Consider the following 18,846-nt stretch of genomic DNA (forward strand, 5'->3'; position numbering starts at 1 on the left):
GGGTCGTGCTTCGACATGATCCAGCGCTTGTCGTTCGGGACGACGGCCATGTGCGGCGCGTCCCAGTCGATGTCGATGTAGGGATCGAAGTTGCGGTGCACCGAAGCGTCCGACAGATCGTCGAGCACCTGGTGGTAATCCTCGTCGGCGTTCGCCTTGGATACGGGGACGTACTCGTGGACGTCCTTGGGGTTGAGCGTGCTGGTCATCGTCGACCTCCGGGATGCGGGCCTGCGGCTGCGCAAGGGTTGGCGGAACGGGCTATATCTCAATATCCATTGTAACGGTTATCGGTGGCAACGGGAACCTCTGCCACCGACGCCCGGCCTGACCAGGACAGACCGGGCAGAATTGGGCGCGTGGAAGCGATCCTCATCATCACCGCCGGAATTCTGGTCGTCGCCGCCGCTAACGCGCTCGGTCCCCGCGTCGCGATCGCACCCCCGCTGATACTGGTCGCGGTCGGCGTCCTGGTGACGATGATCCCGGCCGTGCCGAACTTGATGGTCGACCCGGAGTGGATCCTCGTCGGCGTGCTCCCGCCGTTGCTGTACTCGGCGGCGGTGTCCATGCCGACGATGGAGTTCCGGCGCAACCTTGCCGCGATCGGCGGGCTGTCGATCACCCTGGTGGTGCTGAGCGCTCTCGTGGTGGGCGTCGTCGTGCACGCGATCATCCCCGAGATCCCGCTGTGGACCGGAATCGCCGTCGGCGCCATCGTCTCGCCGACGGACGCCGTCGCCACCCAGATGGTCAAGAAGCTCGGCGCACCCAGCCGGGTCGTCGCCATCTTGGAAGGGGAGAGTCTCCTCAACGACGCGAGCGCGCTGGTGCTGTTGCGCACGGCGGTCGCGGCGACGGCGATATCGGTGTCGCTGGGCAGCGCGGTCGGCAGCTTCGTATGGGCGATCCTCGCCGCCGTCGGCATCGGCTTCGTCGTCGGCAAGGCGAATCTGCTCATCGCCTCGCGGCTCAGCAATTCGACGGTCGCGACCGCGGTGTCGTTCACCGTGCCCTACCTCGCCTATCTGCCCGCCGAGCATGTCGACGCCTCCGGTCTGGTCGCCTCGGTCACCGCGGGCATCGTCACCGGCGTCGGCGCCGCCCGTCATCTGACCGCCGCGCACCGCATGTCGGAGATGCAGAATTGGCGCACCGTCGAACTGCTGCTCGAGGGCGGCGTCTTCCTTCTCATGGGACTGGAGCTGTCGTCGCTGATCGCCGACGTGCACCGCGACGGCGGGCGGCTCTACACGGCGCTGGGAGTGGCCGCGCTGGTCCTGGTCGTCGTGCTGGCGGTGCGTGCGGCGTTCGTCGGCCCGATGGCCGGCCTCCTGCACCGCCGCGCGCGCCGGGCCGACCTGTTGGCGCCGAGACTCCGCGAGATCGGCGACCAGCTGCCCGACGACGTCTCCCCGAAGGTGTCGCGCCGGATCAACCGCAAGATCGCCGATCTCGACTACTTCATGTCGTCGCCGCTGGGCTGGCGGGAATCGACGATCGTGGTGTGGGCCGGAATGCGGGGCGCGGTGACGGTCGCTGCCGCTCAGACGCTGCCCATCGACACCACGTCGCGATCACTGCTCGTCCTGGTCGCGTTCCTGGTGGCGCTGGGGTCGCTGGGACTGCAGGGGCTGACGCTCGCGCCGCTCGTCCGGCTGCTCGGCGTCACGCCCGACGAGGGTGAGATCGAGGCCGAGCGCCGTGCGCTGCACGAGCGGTTGCGCGGGGTGATCGAGGACGACCTGTCCGACCGTTTCGCCGCGGATCCCGAACGGTACCGGCGGGTGCGCGACGCGGTGGTGACCTCCGAGGACTCCGAGGACGGCACCGTGCGCCACGTCGGGCGCGCCGAATTCGTCGCACTCCGGCAGGCGATGATCGACGCTCAGCGCGGCGAGTTGCTCGCGTTGCGCGACGAGGGGCAGTTCAGCTCCCAGGTGCTCACCGAGGCGCTGGCCCGCCTCGACGCCGAGCAGATCACCGTGAACCTCTATCGGTGAGTCACTCCCGGAAGCCGAGGGCGGCGGGCCCGACCGTCATGAACATCACCAGGGTCGTCATGAGCAGGAACCACACCACCCCGTACCACAGGCGCCAGCGGCCGTTGCTCTTCCACGCCCGATAGGTGCGGGCCACCGCGACGAGCATCCCGACGAGCGTGATCGTCGGGCAGAGAGCGAGCAGCACGGTCCTGGCGGTGCCGTGCACCGCGACCCCGGCGGCCATCGCGGCGAACGCGAGCGCGACGATGACGGCGCCGTAGACGACGGCGTGCCGCATCGTCGGATCGGGCTGGTCGGAAGTCACGTGCGCTCCTCGAATCGGGACCCGTGGAGGGGTCGCCGGTGTGAACAGCCGATGAATTCGGCCTGCTGCGGTGGGCAATTCGTCCCGAACCAGCCTACGCCAGACCCCTTCGATTGACGGTGGTCGCGGCGACGACAACGATGGGACCAAGGGCCGTTCCGCCACCGGGATCGCCGCCGCGCCGTTCGAGGAGAAGCATCATGTCCACAGTCGTCGTAGGGGTCGACAACACCGACACGTCGCTGCACGCGACCCGCTGGGCGGCTTCCCTCGCCGCGCGCGAGGAGTCCGAGCTGCACATCGTCGGCGCGTACGACGCCAGTACGAGTAACTACGCCCCGGGTCTGGTCATCCCGCAGGACGTGGTGGAGGCCATCGCGAACGAGGCCAAGGAAGCCGTGCAGAAGGCGGCGGCCACCGCCCTGGAGGCGGAGCCCGACGTGCGCGTGCGCACCAGCGTCGGCGAGGGCGATGCCGCGCGAACCCTGCTGGAGGTCGGGAAGGATGCGACGGCGATCGTCATCGGCACCCGTCGCCTCGGGAGTGTGAAGGGCCTGCTGCTCGGGTCGGTCGGCGTGACCATCGCCGCGCACTACCACGGACGGGTCGTCGTGATCGGCGACGAAGGCGGCACCGGGCCGGTCGTCGTTGGCGTCGGCGACACCCCGATCAGCGACCCGGCGGTGAAAGAGGCCTACCGGCAGGCGGATTCGTTGCGCGTTCCGCTGCTCGCGGTGCACACCTGGGCGCAGTTGGACGCCGATGCGCTGCACGGTTTCGGGATCGAGCCGGACGCCATCGAGCGCATGAGTTCGGAGGCGACCGAAGCGGTGGCCGAGCGGCTGGCCGGCTACTCCCAAGACTATCCGGACGTCGAAGTGCGGCGCGTCGTGGTTCCCGATGACCCGGGCAAGGCCATCATCGACGCGGCCACCGACGCCAACGCGTCACTCATCGTCGTCGGCAGCCGCGGGCGCGGCGGGTTCAAGGGTCTCCTGCTGGGCTCCACCAGCCAGAAGGTGCTGCAGCACGCCGGGTGCCCGGTGATGATCGTGCGCGAGTAGGCCACGGCTGAGGGATCTGTGCCTATGGTGAGTCGGTGGAAACCGGCCATTTGCAGAACTCGAACACAGACAGCAACGAACTAGACGCCCCGTCGGGCGACCTCGAACCAGACGGGTCGGAGACCTCGAAACCGAGGCTGGACCGCACGGTCTTCGGCGCGACCGCGGCGGTCATCGCGGCCTTCGTCGCCTGGGGCATCATCTCGCCCGGCACTATGCGCAGCGTCACGACCGACGCCATGGAGTGGGTCACCGTCAACGTCGGCTGGCTCTACATCGCCGCGGCGAGCGGATTCGTCGTCTTCGCGCTGGTCATCGCCTTCACCCGCTACGGCCGCATCCCGCTGGGCCGCGACGGCGAACAGCCCGAGTACCGCACGATTAGCTGGATCGCGATGATGTTCGCCGCGGGCATGGGCATCGGGCTGATGTTCTTCGGCGCCTACGAACCACTGTTGCACTACCTGCAGGAACCGCCCGGGACCAACCTGAAGGCGCCGCCGGGGACGTTCGCCAACCACCTGCCGGCCGCCATGGCGACCACCATGTTCCACTGGGGATTCCACCCCTGGGCGATGTACGCGGTCGTCGGTATGGCACTGGGCTACTCGACCTACCGGATGGGACGCGGCCAGCTGTTGTCGGCGGCGTTCGCCCCGCTGCTCGGCACGCGGCGCGCCAACGGGCCGGCCGGCAAGGTCATCGACGGTCTGGCGATCTTCGCGACGCTGTTCGGCACGGTCGCGTCGCTCGGTTTGGGCGCGCTGCAGATCGGTTCGGGACTGGAGGCCGTCGAATGGGTGTCGAACCCGTCGAAGATGCTGCTGGTCGCCATCATCGCCGTGCTGACCGCCTGTTTCGTCGCCTCGGCGGTGTCGGGGGTGGCCAAGGGCATCCAGTGGCTCTCCAACACCAACATGGTGCTGGCACTCGTACTGGCCGTGTTCGTGTTCGTCGTCGGCCCGACGGTCTTCCTGCTCAACGTCATGCCGACGACCCTCGGCGCCTACTTCGACCAGATCATGGCGATCGCGGCCCGCTCGTCGGCGACCGTCGACGAGGCCGGCCAGAAATGGCTCGCGGCGCAAACCATCTTCTACTGGGCGTGGTGGGTTTCGTGGACGCCGTTCGTCGGCATGTTCCTGGCCAAGATCAGCAAAGGACGCACGATCCGCGAGTTCGTCGTCGGTGTGATGGTCGTGCCGACGACGGTGTCGCTGGTGTGGTTCTCGATCTTCGGCGGCACCGCGATCCGGCAAGAGAACGAGGGGGCGAACTATCGGGTGGGCTCGCCGGGCGACGAGGAGGCCCTGTTGTTCCAAGTCCTCGAGCACCTGCCGTGGACCGGATTCGCCTCGCTGCTCGTGATGGTCCTGGTGGCCATCTTCTTCGTCTCCGGCGCCGACTCCGCCTCGCTGGTCATGGGCACGCTGTCACAGCGCGGCGCCCACGAACCGAGCCGGCTGGTCACCGTCTTCTGGGGTGTGCTGACCGGCGGGGTCGCGATCCTGCTGCTGCTCGTCGGGGGCGGCGACGCCGGGAGCGCCGACGCGCTGACCGGCGTCAAACAGATGGCGATCCTCGCGGCGCTGCCGTTCGTGATCGTGATGATCGCGTTGTGCGTGTCCTTCGTGCGCGACATCCGGCGCGATCCTCTGATCCGCCGCCGCGGCGAGCGCATTGCCGCATCGCGTCTCGACGAGGAGGACGACGACCAGCCCGACGGCGCGGAGCCCGCGTCAACCCCAGCTGGGTAACCAGATCTCGCGGTGCCAGTGGATCTTCGAGATCGGCACCCCGGTCAGCACCGGCCACAGCCAGGCGAAGTTGATCACGACCAGCGCGAGATAGCAGGCGACGAAACCGACGAGCAGGAACTGCCGGTCGGGCGGGGAGCCGTCGGCGCGTTTGGGGATCGATCCGGCGTAGCGGAGGATGTCGCCGAGACACAGCGCCAGCAAGATCATCAGGAAGGGCGCCATCGCGGTGGCGTAGAAGAAGTACATCTGCCGGTCGATGTTCGCGAACCACGGCGCGAAGGCGGCGAAGTAGCCGACGAGTGCGACGCCGTAGCGCCAGTCGCGGCGACCGGCGAATGCCCACAGCGACCAGGCGAGTACCGGCAGCGCCAGCCACCAGATCGCCGGTGTCCCGATGAGCATCTGGACTCGTGCGCATTCGTCGGCCCCGCAGCGCTCGGGGCCCATCTGCACCGAGTACAGCATCGGCCGCAACCCCATCGGCCACGTCCACGGCTTCGACTCCCACGGATGGTGGTTGCCCGCGGCGTTGGTCAGCCCCTCGTGGAAGTGCAGAATGCCCGATTGGTAATGCCACAACGACCGCCACGCCAATGGCACCCAGCTCAGGGGGCCGGTGCCCGGATCGTTGACCTCGTAGCGATGCACCGCGGTCTCCGAGGCGAACCACGGTCCGAAGCAACCCAGATAGATCGCGATCGGCATGACGGCCAGGCTCAGCGACGAGGGGATGACATCGCGGCGCAGCACGCCCAGCCACGGCCGCCGGATCCCGTAGGCCCGCCGCGCGGCTACGTCGAACGCCAGCGACATGAGCGTGAACGCGACGACGAAGTAGATCCCCGACCACTTGGTCCCGCAGGCCAGGCCGAGCATGACGCCCGCGGTGAAGCGGTACCACCGGAAGCCGAATCGGGGGCCGAAGGCCGAGGCGGCGGTCACGCCGTCCAGGTAGGCCGCGTGCATCCGGCGCCGCATCTGGTCGCGGTCGGCGATCAAGGCGGCGAAGGCGGCGACGACGAAGCAGGCCTGGAAGATGTCGAGCATGCCCATGCGCGACTGGACGAACAGGACGCCGTCGCAGATGGCGAGCAGTCCGGCGATCGCACCGACCAGCGTGGAACGGGAGATGCGGCGGGCGACGCAATAGATCATCACGACGATGGCGATGCCGCACAGGGCCGGCATGATCCGCCAGCCCATCGGGCCGTAGCCGAAGACGGCCTGGCCGAGGGCGAGCATCCATTTGCCCACCGGCGGGTGGACGACCAGGCCGTAGGCGGGGTTGTCCTCGATCCAGTTGCCGCCGGTCAAGACCTGCCAGCCCTGCGGCACGTAGTGCTTCTCGTCGAAGACGGGGGTGCCCTTGTCGGTCGGATGCGTCAGATCCCACAGCCGGGTCACCGCGGCGATCAGAGCGACGACGATGCCCACCTGAATGCCGAACCGGCGGTCGGGAGCGCCGAAGACCGGATCGGGGATCGCCTTGCCCGGGCGCCTCCCCATCTCCTCGGCGCCGCCGCTCGGTCCGGCGACCGCCTTCGGGGATCGTCTCGACGGGCCGACGACCAGCCAGCTGCCCGTGGCGGAGTCGTCGGCGGTCGTCACCCGGTCGATGGTAGTGGTCGATGGCGGGTCTGCGCCTAGGCTGGTCAACCATGAGTGCCGGTCGGAGATCAGACGAGGGCGCAGGCATGCTGGTGCTGGCCGCGACGCCGATGGGTCAATACGGCGACGCGTCGCCGAGGCTGCGCGAGGCGTTGGGTTCCGCCGATATCGTGGCCGCCGAGGACACCCGCAGGACGAAGGCACTGGCCGCTGCGCTCGACGTCACGATGAGCGGCAAGGTCATCAGCTACTACGACCAGGTCGAGGCGGCGCGCACGCCCGGCCTGGTCGAGGCGATCGAGGGCGGGCAGACCGTCCTCGTCGTCACCGACGCCGGCATGCCGTCGGTCAGCGATCCGGGCTTCCGGCTGGTGGCGGCGTGCGCCGAGCGGGATCTGCCGATCACCTGCCTGCCCGGTCCGTCGGCCGTCACGACCGCCCTGGCCGTCTCCGGTCTGCCGTGCGAGCGGTTCTGCTTCGACGGGTTCGCCCCGCGCAAACCCGGGGCGCGGCGCAAGTGGCTGGCCGAGCTGGCGGAGGAGCCGCGGACAGTCGTGTTCTTCGAGTCACCGCACCGGCTGGCCGAGACACTCGCCGACGCGGTCGGCGTACTTGGCCCCGACCGTCGGGTCGCGGTGTGCCGGGAGCTGACGAAGACCTACGAGGAGGTTCGGCGCGGAACCCTCGCCGACGTCGCGCAGTGGGCCGCGGGCGGAGTGAAGGGGGAGATCACCGTCGTGCTCGCGCCGGGCGTGGTAACCGCGCCGCGGGTCGAGGATCTCGTCGAGCGGGTGCAGGCCCTCGTTCAGGACGGCATGCGTCTGAAGGAAGCGTGCGCGCAGGTCGCCGAGCAGACAGGGGTGTCCAAGCGCGAGCTCTACGAGGCGGCGCACAACGTGTGACTGCTCGCGAGCATGGCATGGCCGCGCGATAGATCGTCGAGATCCGCGTTCGCCGGGGCTGAGACCGTGGGATCTCGATACACCGGTTCGCCTAGCGGCTCACCGGCACTCGACCACCATCGATACACCGGTTCGCCTAGCGGCTCACCGGCACTCGACCACCATCGATACACCGGTTCGCCTAGCGGCTCACCGGCACTCGACCACCACTCACACTGGGCCACCATTGGCGGCGTTGGGTTGCATCGGCATCGAGATCAGCGCACGATGGCCGCGGCCTTGTCCAGGCATTCCTGCCATTCGCGGCTCGGATCGGAGTCGACGGTGATACCGCCGCCGACTCCCAATCGCATCGCGCCGTCGGGGTCGATCTCCACCGTGCGGATCGCCACCGAGAGGTCGAGCGCGTGGTCGGGGCCGGCGAGCCCGATGGCACCGCAGTAGACGCCGCGCGGCAACGTCTCCCACTGCCCGATCAGCTCGGCGGCCCGGATCTTGGGGGTGCCGGTCACCGACGCCGGGGGGAAAGTGGCGTCGAGTAGGGCGTCGTTGCCGACCTCGTCGTCGAGTTCGGCGCGCACGGTCGACACCAGATGCCACACCCCGGGTGCGCCGACGACGGTCAGCAGTTCGGGGACCGTCACCGTACCGATCCGCGCGACGCGGCCGAGGTCGTTGCGAACGAGGTCGACGATCATCACGTTCTCCGCGACGTCCTTGACCGACATCGCCAGGTCGCGGGGATCGGCGTCGGCGGGGATCGTGCCCTTGATGGGTGACGACGTCACGGCGCTGCCGCGCCGCCGCAGGAAGGACTCGGGGGAGAAGCTGGCGAGCGTCCCCCAATCACCTTGCAGGAAAGCCGATTTCACCGGCGCGGTAGCGGCCGCGACCATGCCGAAGAAGTCCAGTGGGGCACCGTCGAGGCGACCGTCGAGCCGCGTGCAGATGCACACCTGGTAGATCTCGCCCGCGGCGATGGCTTCCAGCGCGGAGGCGACGGCGGCGCGATGCGCGTCGTGCCGCTCCCGCGTCGGCGGGTGCCATCGCGCGACGACCGGCCCGGGTGCCGCGGCCGTTTGCAAAGCCTCGGCGACCCAGTCGGGGCGCGCGGCGCCGGTGACGCTCACGTAGGACCATCGCCCGTCGCGCAGCAGCAGCACCGCGTCGGTGAGTCCTCCGGCGACGGCGGGGAACGGCGAGTCGTCGACGCCGACCGGAAACCCGAGGTGGCCGAGCCAGAACCGGTCCGGATCGTCCGGCGGGGCAAGGCCGGCCACGAGCTCCAGCGACGGCGCGATCACCGCGTCGGCATCGAGCCACGACCCGATCAGAGCGGCCGGCGGCGGTAGGCCGGCCCGGCGCGCGCCGTGGTGCAGCGACCGCAGCACGTCGAGCGCGCTGGGGCTCATCGCCGCTCAGTCCTGCGCGGGCGCTTCGAGGCGCGGGAAGACGGGCGTGGGCTTCGGCAGCGCGGTGCCGGGGGAGAGCGGCTTGTCGACGGCGCTGAAGTCGCGGTCGTCGGCGGCGACGGCCAGCTGATCGAGGATGCGGCCACAGGACGTGGGCATCACCGGCTGGGTCAGCAGCGCGACGATGCGCACCACCTCGGCGCAGACGTAGAGCACCGTGCCGGTGCGCGCCAGGTCCGTCTTGGCCAGCTTCCACGGTTCCTGGGCCGAGATGTAGCGGTTGGCCTCGGCAAGTGCCTGCCAGAGGACCTCGAGGCCGAGGTGGATCGCCTGGACGTCGAAGTGGTCGCGCACCTTCGGCAACAGCTGCGCCGCCTGCGCGAGCAATGCCCGGTCGGCCTCGGTGAACTCGTCAGGCTCGGGGATCGCGCCGTCGAAGTACTTCGCGATCATCGACGAGGTGCGCTGCGCGAGGTTGCCGAACTCGTTGGCCAGGTCGGCGTTGATGCGGGCGAACATCGAATCCGCCGAGTAGGAACCGTCCTGCCCGTAGGACACCTCGCGAAGGAAGAAGTAGCGGACCGGGTCGAGGCCGAACGCCTCGATCAACTCGATCGGGTCGACGACGTTGCCGACCGACTTGCTCATCTTCTCGCCGTTGTTGAACAGGAAGCCGTGCGCGAACACGCGCTTGGGCAGCGGGATCCCCGCACTCATCAGGAACGCCGGCCAATAGATGCAGTGGAACCGGATGATGTCCTTGCCGATGACGTGGAGGTCGGCCGGCCAGTACCGGTCGAACAGTTCCGGTTCGTCGGGGAAGCCCGCGCCGGTCAGATAGTTGGTCAGGGCGTCGACCCACACGTACATGACGTGGTCGGGGTTGTCCGGAACGGAAACACCCCAGTCGAAGGTGGTTCGCGAGATCGACAGGTCGGTCAGCCCGCCGCGCAGGAAGCTGACGATCTCGTTGCGACGCGTATCGGGCCCGAGGAACTGCGGGTCCCGTTCGTACAAGTCCAGCAGCTTGTCGGTGTAGGCCGAGAGGCGGAAGAAGTAGGTCTGCTCCTCGGTCCAGGTCAGCACGTGCCCGGTGTCGGCCGCCACCCGCTGACCCTCCTCGTCGACGGTGGTGTCGCCTTCTGCGTAGAAGGTCTCGTCGCGGACGTCGTACCAGCCGGAGTACTTGTCCAGGTAGATGTCGCCGTTGGCCGACATCCGGTTCCAGATCTCGCGCGAGGCGCGCTTGTGGTCCTCGTCGGAGGTGCGGATGAAGCGGTCGAAACTGGAGCCGAGCCGTTCCTGCATCGCCTGGAACTCGTCGGAGTTGCGCTGCGCCAGCTCGGCGGTGGGCACGCCCTGCGCCTGTGCGGTCTGCTGCATCTTCTGCCCGTGGACGTCGGTACCGGTGAGGAACCGGACGTCGAAGCCGTCGAGGCGCTTGAAGCGCGCCAGGGCGTCGGAGGAAATGTACTCGTACGCGTGCCCGATGTGCGGGGCGCCGTTGGGGTAGGCGATCGCCGTCGTCAGGTAGAACGGGCGGTTGTCGCCATGCGAGGGGTGGCTGGCCATAGTGCCAGCCAGATTACTCGGGACGGTTGTACGGTGCGCAGCCCGGCGGTGCCTGCGGCGCGGCCAGCGCCGGCCGGTCCGGGATCGGTTTGGTGATTGGCGCGCCGTCGAGCACGAACTCTTCGCCGTGGTGGGCCAGCGTGATCGGCGGTCCGGATAGCAGCCGGTACGTCGCCGAATCACGGTCCACCGCAACGACGATCGACGAGTCGCGGATGATCATGCGGAACGACATGTAGTTCAGCCGCTTGGGCAGTCGCGGCGCGAACGTGATGTTGCCGCCGAAGTCGCGCATACCGCCGAACCCGGCGACGCAGTCCATCCACGCGCCGGCCAGGGCGGCGATGTGCAGTCCCGATCCGACGTTGGCGTGCAGGTCGTGCAGGTCGGTGAACACCGACTCGCACATCAGGTCGTAGGCGAGATCGAGATAGCCGACCTCGGCGGCGACGACCGCCTCGCAGCACGCCGAGAGCGACGAATCCCGCACGGTCAGCGGGTAGTAGTAGTCGAAGTTGCGCTTCTTGGCCGCGTCGTCGAAGGCGTAGCCGTGCGTATACATCGCGAATACCAGGTCGGCCTGCTTGACCACCTGTTTGCGGTACAGGTCGTAGTACGGGTAGTTGAGTAGCAGCGGATAGCGGTTCTTGGATCCTTCGAAATCCCATTGCCCGAGCAGCGTGAACGACTCGCACTGCTGGTGCACGTTGAGCTTCGTGTCGTACGGGATGGTCATCGCGTCCGCACACGCTTCCCAGCGCACGGTTTCCTCGCCGGTCACGCCCAATCGCCGTGCGACATCGGGCTGGCGACGGGTGGCCGCGACGGCGTCGCGCAGGTTCTGCTGGACGGCCAGGTTGGTGAAGACGTTGTTGTTGACGATGGCGGTGTACTCGTCGGGACCGGTCACCCCGTCGATCCGGAACTCCCCGTTCATGTCGAAGTGGCCGGTGCCGGAGAACAGCCGCGCGGTCTCGACGAGCAGTTCCACGCCGCATTCGACGTCGAACTGTTCGTCGTTCGTGGCGTTGAGATAGCGGGCGACGGCGTTGGCGATGTCGGCGCTGACGTGTACTCCCGCGGTACCGGCGGGCCAGTAGCCGGAACACTCGTCGCCGTTGATGGAGCGCCACGGGAACATGGCGCCCTTCTGCCCGAGCTCGGCTGCGCGGGACTTCGCCTTGTCCATCGTCGCGTGCCGCCACCGCAGTTCCTCGCCGGCCGCCGCGGGCAGCGTGTAGGTCAGCATCGGCAGCACGAAGCTCTCGGTGTCCCAGAACGCGTGACCGTCGTAACCCGGTCCGGTCAGCCCCTTGGCCGGGATGGCTCGCGATTCACCACGGGCGCCCGCCTGGAGAACGTGGAAGAGGGCGAAGCGCACGGCCTGCTGCAGTTCGGGATCGCCGTCGAGCTCGATGTCGGCGTCATGCCAGAAGTCATCGAGGAACGCGGTCTGGTCGGCGACCAGCTCCTGCCACCCGGTGTCGACGGCCAGCGCGAGCGCCGCCTCGACCTGGGCCCGCAGGGCCGGCACGGATCGGCGGGCCGACCATCCGTAGCCGATGTACTTGGTCAGCGTGATCTTCTGCCCGCGCGGGACGGTCGTGGAGATCGTCAGGCGCGCCAGATCGCCGTCGGCGCGGATCGAGGTCTGCGCGTCCGACGGCAGGTCCAGGGTGTGATCCATGCCGGCCGCCATGTGCAGCTGCGAATTGCGGGTGTGGTGCACCAGGACCGCGGAATGCTTGTGGCAATCGGCCAGATCCGCGACCAGCGGCGATTCGAGCGCCGCGGCGAGCCGGGGGTCGTTGCCGGGCAAGGGGATCGGCTCGTTGGCGAGCAAGTCGGACTGCAGGACGATCGTCATGTCCTCGCTGAGCGGCTCCACCTCGTAGTGGATGGCCGCGACGGCGCGTTTGGTGAACGACACCAGCCGTTCGGAGCGGATCCGCACCGTCCGCCCGGTCGGCGAGGTCCACACTGTCTCCCGCCGCAGCGTGCCGGTGCGGAAGTCCAGGGTCCGCGAGTGCGACTCGGTGGTGCCGTAGCGCAGATCCATCGGCTCGTCCTCGACGAGCAACCGGATGATCTTGCCGTCGGTCACGTTGACGACGGTCTGTCCCGACTCCGGATAGCCGTAGCCCGACTCGGCGTAGGGGAGGCCGCGCAGCTCGTAGAACCCGTTGAGGTAGGAGCCGGGCAGCTCGGTCGGCTCGCCTTCCTCGAAGGTGCCGCGCAGCCCGATGTGGCCGTTGGACAGGGCGAACAGCGACTCGGTGCGCGAGAGCATATCGACGCGCAGGCCGTTCCACGTGAGCTGCCACGGGTGGACCTCGAAACCCATTTCGCGCACGGGGCCGTGCGGGTCAGGATGCGGGTGGCTCATTGCGGTGCTCCTTCCGGCGAATCTGCGGTACCCGTGCGCAACTGGTCGAGGCTGGTCACGACCACGGTCGCGCCCGCGCCGGCCAGTGCGGCGGCGTGTGCGCTCGGCTGCGTCTCACCGGCGGTCCGGTCGACGCCGACGACCGTCGCGAAGTCACCGGCGGCACCGGCCGCGACACCGGACACCGCGTCCTCGAAGACGGCCGCCTGGGCGGGGCCCACGCCCATCAGCTCGGCGCCGAGCAGAAAGGAGTCCGGCGCCGGTTTGCCCGCGAGCCCGCGTTCGACGATGACATTGCCGTCGACGCGAACCGCGACGAACTCGCTCAGCCCGGCCGCCTCAAGAACCGGGCCGCCGTTGCGCGACGAGGTCACGACGGCGATGCCGAGCCCCGCATCGCGCGCCGCGTGCAGGTAGGCGACGGCGTCGGGGTAGGGCGTCACTCCGTCGCGGTCGAGGATGGCCAGGAATCGGGCGTTCTTGTCGGCGGCCAGCCGGTCGACGGTCTCGCGGTCGACGGTGAGGTGGCGTGCGCCGAGGAAGCCGTTGATCCCGTCCTCGCGCGGCCGCCCGTCGACGTGGGCGAGGTAGTCGGCAGGGGTGAACGGCGCCGGCGCGTCCCCGTTGTCGTCGACCGCGCCGGCGAGGAACTCGTTGAACGTCTCGGTCCACGCGGTCATGTGCACCGACGCGGTGTCGGTCAGGACGCCGTCCAGGTCGAACAGTGCGACGGTGATGGAATCGTCGAGCCCCAGCATTGGCATCACGCTACGCGAATCTCAGATGCCGCGCGCGCCGGGCACGGGTGACGAAAGTGTGATCTTCGCGCATGTCAAGATTGCAGTCATGCAGCGCGCTTTCGCCCAAGTCGACGTGTTCACCTCGGTCCCGGCCGGCGGGAACCCGGTAGCGGTCGTCTGCGACGGCGACGGGCTCGACGACCAGACGATGGCCGCCTTCGCGCGCTGGACGAATCTGTCCGAGACGACGTTCGTCCAGACCGCGGACGACCCGGCGGCCGACTACCGGCTGCGGATCTTCACCCCCGGAGGCGAACTGCCGTTCGCCGGGCACCCGACGCTGGGATCGGCGCACGCGTGGCTGGAACGCGGCGGCGCGCCGAAGGGTGAGCGCATCGTCCAGCAGTGCGGCATCGGGCTCGTCTCGATTCGCCGCGACGGCGGGCGGCTGGCGTTCGCCGCTCCACCGCTGCGCCGCACCGGCCCGGTGGACGGGGTCGTCGTGGAACAGATCCGGACCGCGCTCGGGCTCACGGCCGACGACATCGTCGACGTCCGGTGGGTCGATAACGGTCCGCCGTGGATCGGCGTGCTGCTGCGGTCGGGGCGCCGCGTCCTCGACGTGACGCCGAACCTCGCGGCGCTCGGCGAGCACATGGTCGGGCTGGTCGGGCTTTACGAGCCCGGCTCCGGTCCCGACGGAGTCGCGGCCGAGGTCCGTGCCTTCGCGCCGGGCGTCGGAGTGCCGGAAGACCCGGTCACCGGGAGTCTCAACGCGGGCCTGGCGGTGTGGCTGCGCGAGACGCATCGTCTGCCCGCGGCCTACGTCGCCGCCCAGGGCACGGCGCTGGGCCGCACCGGGCGGGTGTCGGTCGTCGACGAGGGCGACGAGATTTGGGTCGGCGGCGACACGGTGACCGTGATCGAGGGCACGGTCGCGCTATGAGCACTCGGGCGGATTTCGCCAGCCTCGCCGACCGGTGCGCCGGCTGACCGTCACTGCCGGGAGCTGCGATGCGCACATTGCGCCCACTCGAGAGGGACGTCGACCCGGTCCAGGCGCTGCGGCGGATCGCGTGGCTGCTGGAGATCCGCCGGGAGAGCACCTATCGCGTCGAAGCGTTTCGCAAGGCGGCCGACGCGATCGCCGGCCTCGACGAGCGGGAGCTGACCGACCGGGCCGCGGCGCACACCCTGACCGAGGTGCCGTCGGTGGGAAAGACGACGGCCGAGGTCGTCGCCGAGGCGCTGCGGGGCGAGGTGCCCGAGTACCTCGCGCGGCTGCAGGGCGAACCCGATCCGTACCCGGCCCAGGGCGCCGCCGCGCTGATCGCCGGCTTGCGCGGCGACCTGCACGCCCACACCTACTGGAGCGATGGCGGCGCCTCGATCGACGAGATGGCCACCGCCGCGGCGGCGTTCGGCTACGAGTGGATGGCGATCACCGATCATTCGCCGCGGCTGACCGTCGCGCACGGGCTCAGCGCGGAACGCCTCGTCGAGCAGATCGAGGAGATCGACCGCCGGAACGCGCGTCACGGCGACGTGCGGTTGCTACGGGGCATCGAGGTCGACATCCTCGACGACGGTGCGCTCGACCATCGCGACGACGTGCTCGCCCGGCTCGACGTCGTCACGGCATCGGTGCACTCGAAGTTGCGCATGGAGCGCGACCCGATGACCGCGCGGATGCTCGCTGCCGCCACCGATCCACGCGTCGACGTGCTCGGGCACTGCACCGGTCGCCGCGTCGTTTCGGGCAGGGGGCATCGGCCGCCCTCGGTCTTCGACGCCGAGGCGGTGTTCCGGGCGTGCGCCGACCACGGCACCGCCGTCGAGATCAACTCGCGGCCCGAACGGGTCGACCCGCCCGACGAACTGATCGAGACGGCACGCGACCTCGGCTGCCTCTTCGCCATCGACTCCGACGCCCACGCGCCGGGACAATTGGCGTTCACCCGTCTCGGCGCCGAACGCGCGGTCGCGCTGGGCATCGACGCCGATCGGGTGGTGAACACCTGGCCGGTCGATCGGCTGCTGGCGTGGACCGGGGCCGATGGCTGAGGGAACCGGCCGGCCACGTCGGCGCCGGTTCCCTGTGAGACGGTGAACGGGTGAGCAAGAAGGACAAGCGCCGCGAACCGCCGCCCGATCCGGCGCGGTTGCCCGGGCTCGTCGACGCGCATACGCACCTGGCCGCCTGCGGTGGACGATCGGCGACGGCGGTCGCACAGATCCTCGACCATGCCGCGGCCGTCGGCGTCGATGCGGTGGTGACGGTCGCCGACGACATGGTGGACGCGCGGTGGGCGGTAGCCGCAGCCGAATGGGACGGTCGTTGCTATGCGGCGGTTGCCCTGCACCCGATGCATGCAGGGGAACTGACCGAGGACGCCAAGGCGGAGCTGGAGCAGATGGTGCGGCACGATCGTGTCGTGGCCGTCGGCGAGACCGGTCTGGACTATTACTGGCCGTCGCGATCGGAGGAGTGCGCGTCGCCGCAGGTGCAGGCGGAGGCGTTCGCCTGGCACATCGACCTGGCCAAGCGCGTCGGCAAGCCCCTGATGATTCACAATCGGGAAGCCGATCGGGCCCTGCTGGACATCCTCGCGGCCGAAGGCGCGCCGGACACGGTGATCATGCACTGCTTCTCCGGCGACGCGGAGGTGGCGCGCGAATGCGTCGGCCGCGGCTACGTGCTGAGTTTCTCGGGCACGGTGACCTTCACCAACGCCGCGTCTCTCCAGGAGGCGGCGGTGCTGGTGCCCGACGAGCAGATCCTGGTCGAAACCGACGCCCCGTTCCTGACGCCGCACCCGTACCGCGGCCGCCGGAACGAGTCGTACTGCCTGCCCTACACGGCGCGGTTCCTGGCCGGATTGCGCGGGGTATCCGATACGGTGATGGCCCACACGCTCGGCGGTAACGCCCAGCGTGTGTACGGGATTCCGGCCGGATAATTCGCCGGTCGGTGGCCGATTAGTCGCCGCTTCGATATCATTTCGTGACATGCCCATGTTCGGTGGGCCGCCCGCTGACCCGTCGGCGGGCGAGGAACGACCAGGAATCCCGATGACTCAGAACGTAGAACCGCACGAGCGTGCGGTGGAAAAGCCGAATGTGCTCGCCGCGGTGAACCGATCTACTTCGCTGCGTCCCCGGATCGCCGTGGGCGCCGTGCTGGCGACCCTCGCCGCGGGCGGGATCGTCGGCCTCGCCTCGCACAAGACGGTGACCCTGGAGGTCGACGGCGAGTCGCGCACGGTGTCGACGATGGCTCTCTCGGTCGATTCGGTGCTCCGCTCGCAGGGCTATTCGCCGGTCCAGTCCGACCTGGTGATCCCGGCGGCCTCGTCGAAGCTGCGGGACGGCCAGACGGTGACCTTCAAGCGGAACAAGAAGGTCACCCTCGACGTCGAGGGCGAGAAGCGCACGGTGAATACGACGGCCTCGACCGTCGATGAACTGCTCGCCGAGCAGAAACTGGCCAACGCGTCGACCCCGTCGGATCTCGATGCCCTCCCGCTGGGCGGCGCGGTCATCCCGGTGAGCCTGCCCGTCCCGGTCAGCCTCACCGACGGCGCCGTCAAGTGGCGCCCGGTCATCGGTGCGCAGACCGTCGGCGAGCTGCTCGCCCGTACCGGCAAGCCGCTCGCGCCGACCGACAAGGTCGTGCCGGCCGCCGACACCCCGGTGACCAAGGACATGAAGATCAAGGTGACCCGGATCCGCACCGCGGAGTCGACCCGCGTCGAGACCGTGTCGGCACCGGAGATCGCGAAGAAGGACCCCAATCTGATCCGCGACCGCAAGGTCGTCGAGAAGCCGGGCAAGCCGGGCCAGGCACGCGTCACCTACACGGTGACCGTCGTCAACGGCAAAGAGACCAAGCGCACCAAACGGGCGTCGCAAACGCTGGTGAAGCCGGTGGCGGCCACCGTGCGCGTCGGCACCAAGCCCGGCGCGCCGTACGTGCCGCCTGGGTCGGTGTGGGACGCCCTCGCGCAGTGCGAGGCCACTGGCAACTGGGCGATCAACACCGGTAACGGCTTCTACGGCGGCGTGCAGTTCGACTACGGAACCTGGCTGCGCCACGGCGGCGGCAAGTACGCCCCGCGCGCCGACCTCGCCACGCGTGAAGAGCAGATCGACATCGCGAAGAAGACCCAGGCCGCACAGGGCTGGGGTGCCTGGCCGTCGTGCTCGTCGAAGTTGGGTCTGCGCTGAGCACCGATGTCCCGCCGCGACTGCTGGGCCCGGCCCAGATTCGCGAACTCGCCGCCGAACTGGGCGTGCGGCCCACCAAGACGCTAGGGCAGAACTTCGTCCACGATGCGAATACCGTCCGCCGGATCGTCGCCACCGCCGGAGTCGGCGCCGACGATCACGTGCTGGAGGTGGGGCCGGGTCTCGGCTCGCTGACGCTGGCGCTCCTCGGTGCCGCTGGATCGGTGACGGCCGTCGAGATCGACCCGGTGCTCGCCGCCCGGCTCCCGGAGACCGTCGCTGAATACGCGCCTTCGCAACAGGATTCGTTCACGGTCGTCACCGCGGACGCGCTGCGGATCGACGCCGGCGACCTGGCCGGCGAGCCGACCGCGCTGGTGGCCAATCTGCCCTACAACGTCGCTGTCCCGGTGCTGCTGCACCTGATGTCGGAGATCGACTCGATCCGCACCGCCCTGGTGATGGTGCAGGCCGAGGTCGCCGACCGGCTCGCGGCCGAACCGGGGAGCCGGGTGTACGGCGTGCCCAGCGTCAAAGCCCGGTACTTCGGGCGGGTCTCCCGGGCCGGTGCGGTGGGGCGCAACGTGTTCTGGCCCGAGCCGAAGGTGGAATCGGGTCTGGTGCGCATCGATCGCACCGACGACTACCCCCGCGACGAGGCTTCGCGCAAACAGGTCTTCGCGGTGGTCGATGCCGCCTTCGCCCAGCGGCGCAAGACGCTGCGCGCGGCGCTGGCCGGCTGGGCGGGTTCTCCCGCGGAGGCCGAGCGGCGGCTGCGGGCGGCTGGGATCGACCCGTCGGCCCGCGGCGAGCGCCTCGACGTCGCCGACTACGTCGCGCTGGCGGCGACTGCACTACCCTGACG

At 69.3% G+C, this 18,846-nt stretch carries 16 protein-coding genes; 9 read left to right on the forward strand and 7 right to left on the reverse strand.

Features of this window, described 5'->3' with window-relative positions:
• Window positions 1-209 (reverse strand): diiron oxygenase (locus GOARA_RS15400; protein ID WP_007323335.1); only part of this gene is annotated, 209 nt, incomplete at its 3' end.
• Between the two features lie 150 nt (window positions 210-359).
• On the opposite strand from GOARA_RS15400, the gene GOARA_RS15405 reads away from it, so the two are divergent.
• Window positions 360-2,003, forward strand: a complete 1,644-nt coding sequence (locus GOARA_RS15405; RefSeq protein WP_040523657.1) for a cation:proton antiporter — start codon at window positions 360-362, stop codon at window positions 2,001-2,003.
• 1 nt (window position 2,004) lies between these two features.
• Here GOARA_RS15405 and GOARA_RS15410 read toward each other — a convergent pair whose 3' ends face one another.
• Complete coding sequence (locus GOARA_RS15410) at window positions 2,005-2,310, reverse strand: hypothetical protein (protein WP_007323337.1); 306 nt, start codon at window positions 2,308-2,310, stop codon at window positions 2,005-2,007.
• Window positions 2,311-2,510: 200 nt separating this feature from the next.
• Between GOARA_RS15410 and GOARA_RS15415 the strand changes: the two genes are divergently transcribed.
• Together GOARA_RS15415 and GOARA_RS15420 are read left to right on the forward strand one after the other, a co-directional pair.
• On the forward strand, window positions 2,511-3,374 hold the full coding sequence (locus GOARA_RS15415) for a universal stress protein (protein ID WP_007323338.1): 864 nt from the start codon (window positions 2,511-2,513) through the stop codon (window positions 3,372-3,374).
• A gap of 35 nt (window positions 3,375-3,409) precedes the next feature.
• On the forward strand, window positions 3,410-5,131 hold the full coding sequence (locus GOARA_RS15420) for a BCCT family transporter (RefSeq protein WP_007323339.1): 1,722 nt from the start codon (window positions 3,410-3,412) through the stop codon (window positions 5,129-5,131).
• Here the strand turns inward: GOARA_RS15420 and GOARA_RS15425 are convergent.
• Complete coding sequence (locus GOARA_RS15425; protein ID WP_138947732.1) at window positions 5,114-6,640, reverse strand: dolichyl-phosphate-mannose--protein mannosyltransferase; 1,527 nt, start codon at window positions 6,638-6,640, stop codon at window positions 5,114-5,116. The genes GOARA_RS15420 and GOARA_RS15425 overlap by 18 nt on opposite strands.
• 152 nt (window positions 6,641-6,792) lie before the next feature.
• Here GOARA_RS15425 and rsmI point away from each other — a divergent pair, with 152 nt between their 5' ends.
• Entirely contained in the window at window positions 6,793-7,644 is an 852-nt protein-coding gene (gene rsmI / locus GOARA_RS15430) for a 16S rRNA (cytidine(1402)-2'-O)-methyltransferase (protein ID WP_040523659.1), read from the forward strand.
• Between the two features lie 257 nt (window positions 7,645-7,901).
• Here the strand turns inward: rsmI and GOARA_RS15435 are convergent, their stop codons facing one another.
• The 4 genes from GOARA_RS15435 to GOARA_RS15450 are packed head-to-tail and all read right to left on the reverse strand — an operon-like array spanning window position 7,902 to window position 13,772.
• Window positions 7,902-9,056: an aminodeoxychorismate synthase component I gene (locus GOARA_RS15435; RefSeq protein ID WP_007323342.1), complete on the reverse strand. Its 1,155-nt coding sequence runs from the start codon at window positions 9,054-9,056 to the stop codon at window positions 7,902-7,904.
• Between the two features lie 6 nt (window positions 9,057-9,062).
• Entirely contained in the window at window positions 9,063-10,628 is a 1,566-nt protein-coding gene (gene metG / locus GOARA_RS15440; RefSeq protein ID WP_007323343.1) for a methionine--tRNA ligase, read from the reverse strand.
• A 13-nt stretch (window positions 10,629-10,641) separates the two neighbouring features.
• Window positions 10,642-13,014, reverse strand: coding sequence for a glycoside hydrolase family 65 protein (locus GOARA_RS15445; RefSeq protein ID WP_007323344.1), 2,373 nt, complete (start codon window positions 13,012-13,014; stop codon window positions 10,642-10,644).
• A complete protein-coding gene (locus GOARA_RS15450) occupies window positions 13,011-13,772 on the reverse strand; it encodes a beta-phosphoglucomutase family hydrolase (RefSeq protein WP_007323345.1) in 762 nt (253 codons plus the stop codon). The genes GOARA_RS15445 and GOARA_RS15450 overlap by 4 nt, the downstream gene beginning before the upstream one ends.
• Window positions 13,773-13,860: 88 nt before the next feature.
• Between GOARA_RS15450 and GOARA_RS15455 the strand changes: the two genes are divergently transcribed.
• The 5 genes from GOARA_RS15455 to rsmA all read left to right on the forward strand — a co-directional run bounded on the left by GOARA_RS15455 (window position 13,861) and on the right by rsmA (window position 18,844).
• On the forward strand, window positions 13,861-14,700 hold the full coding sequence (locus tag GOARA_RS15455; RefSeq protein ID WP_040523674.1) for a PhzF family phenazine biosynthesis protein: 840 nt from the start codon (window positions 13,861-13,863) through the stop codon (window positions 14,698-14,700).
• 68 nt (window positions 14,701-14,768) lie between these two features.
• Complete coding sequence (locus GOARA_RS15460) at window positions 14,769-15,818, forward strand: PHP domain-containing protein (protein ID WP_007323347.1); 1,050 nt, start codon at window positions 14,769-14,771, stop codon at window positions 15,816-15,818.
• Between the two features lie 50 nt (window positions 15,819-15,868).
• Window positions 15,869-16,714, forward strand: coding sequence for a TatD family hydrolase (locus tag GOARA_RS15465; RefSeq protein ID WP_007323348.1), 846 nt, complete (start codon window positions 15,869-15,871; stop codon window positions 16,712-16,714).
• A 112-nt stretch (window positions 16,715-16,826) separates the two neighbouring features.
• Window positions 16,827-17,981, forward strand: a complete 1,155-nt coding sequence (locus GOARA_RS15470; RefSeq protein ID WP_007323349.1) for a resuscitation-promoting factor — start codon at window positions 16,827-16,829, stop codon at window positions 17,979-17,981.
• A complete protein-coding gene (rsmA, locus tag GOARA_RS15475; protein ID WP_040523660.1) occupies window positions 17,945-18,844 on the forward strand; it encodes a 16S rRNA (adenine(1518)-N(6)/adenine(1519)-N(6))-dimethyltransferase RsmA in 900 nt (299 codons plus the stop codon). Before GOARA_RS15470 ends, rsmA begins: the two co-directional genes overlap by 37 nt.
• Window positions 18,845-18,846: the final 2 nt, after the last annotated feature.

Origin of the sequence: Gordonia araii NBRC 100433, assembly GCF_000241265.1 — a bacterium.
Classification (GTDB): domain Bacteria; phylum Actinomycetota; class Actinomycetes; order Mycobacteriales; family Mycobacteriaceae; genus Gordonia; species Gordonia araii.

Coding starts and splice junctions, on each gene's coding strand:
- GOARA_RS15470 (WP_007323349.1), top strand. CDS start 16,827: ATGACTCAGAACGTAGAACCGCACGAGCGTGCGGTGGAAAAGCCGAAT.
- GOARA_RS15415 (WP_007323338.1), top strand. CDS start 2,511: ATGTCCACAGTCGTCGTAGGGGTCGACAACACCGACACGTCGCTGCAC.
- GOARA_RS15460 (WP_007323347.1), top strand. CDS start 14,769: ATGCGCACATTGCGCCCACTCGAGAGGGACGTCGACCCGGTCCAGGCG.
- metG (WP_007323343.1), bottom strand. CDS start 10,628: ATGGCCAGCCACCCCTCGCATGGCGACAACCGCCCGTTCTACCTGACG.
- GOARA_RS15425 (WP_138947732.1), bottom strand. CDS start 6,640: ATGGGGAGGCGCCCGGGCAAGGCGATCCCCGATCCGGTCTTCGGCGCT.
- GOARA_RS15445 (WP_007323344.1), bottom strand. CDS start 13,014: ATGAGCCACCCGCATCCTGACCCGCACGGCCCCGTGCGCGAAATGGGT.
- GOARA_RS15450 (WP_007323345.1), bottom strand. CDS start 13,772: ATGCTGGGGCTCGACGATTCCATCACCGTCGCACTGTTCGACCTGGAC.
- GOARA_RS15435 (WP_007323342.1), bottom strand. CDS start 9,056: ATGAGCCCCAGCGCGCTCGACGTGCTGCGGTCGCTGCACCACGGCGCG.
- GOARA_RS15455 (WP_040523674.1), top strand. CDS start 13,861: ATGCAGCGCGCTTTCGCCCAAGTCGACGTGTTCACCTCGGTCCCGGCC.
- rsmI (WP_040523659.1), top strand. CDS start 6,793: ATGAGTGCCGGTCGGAGATCAGACGAGGGCGCAGGCATGCTGGTGCTG.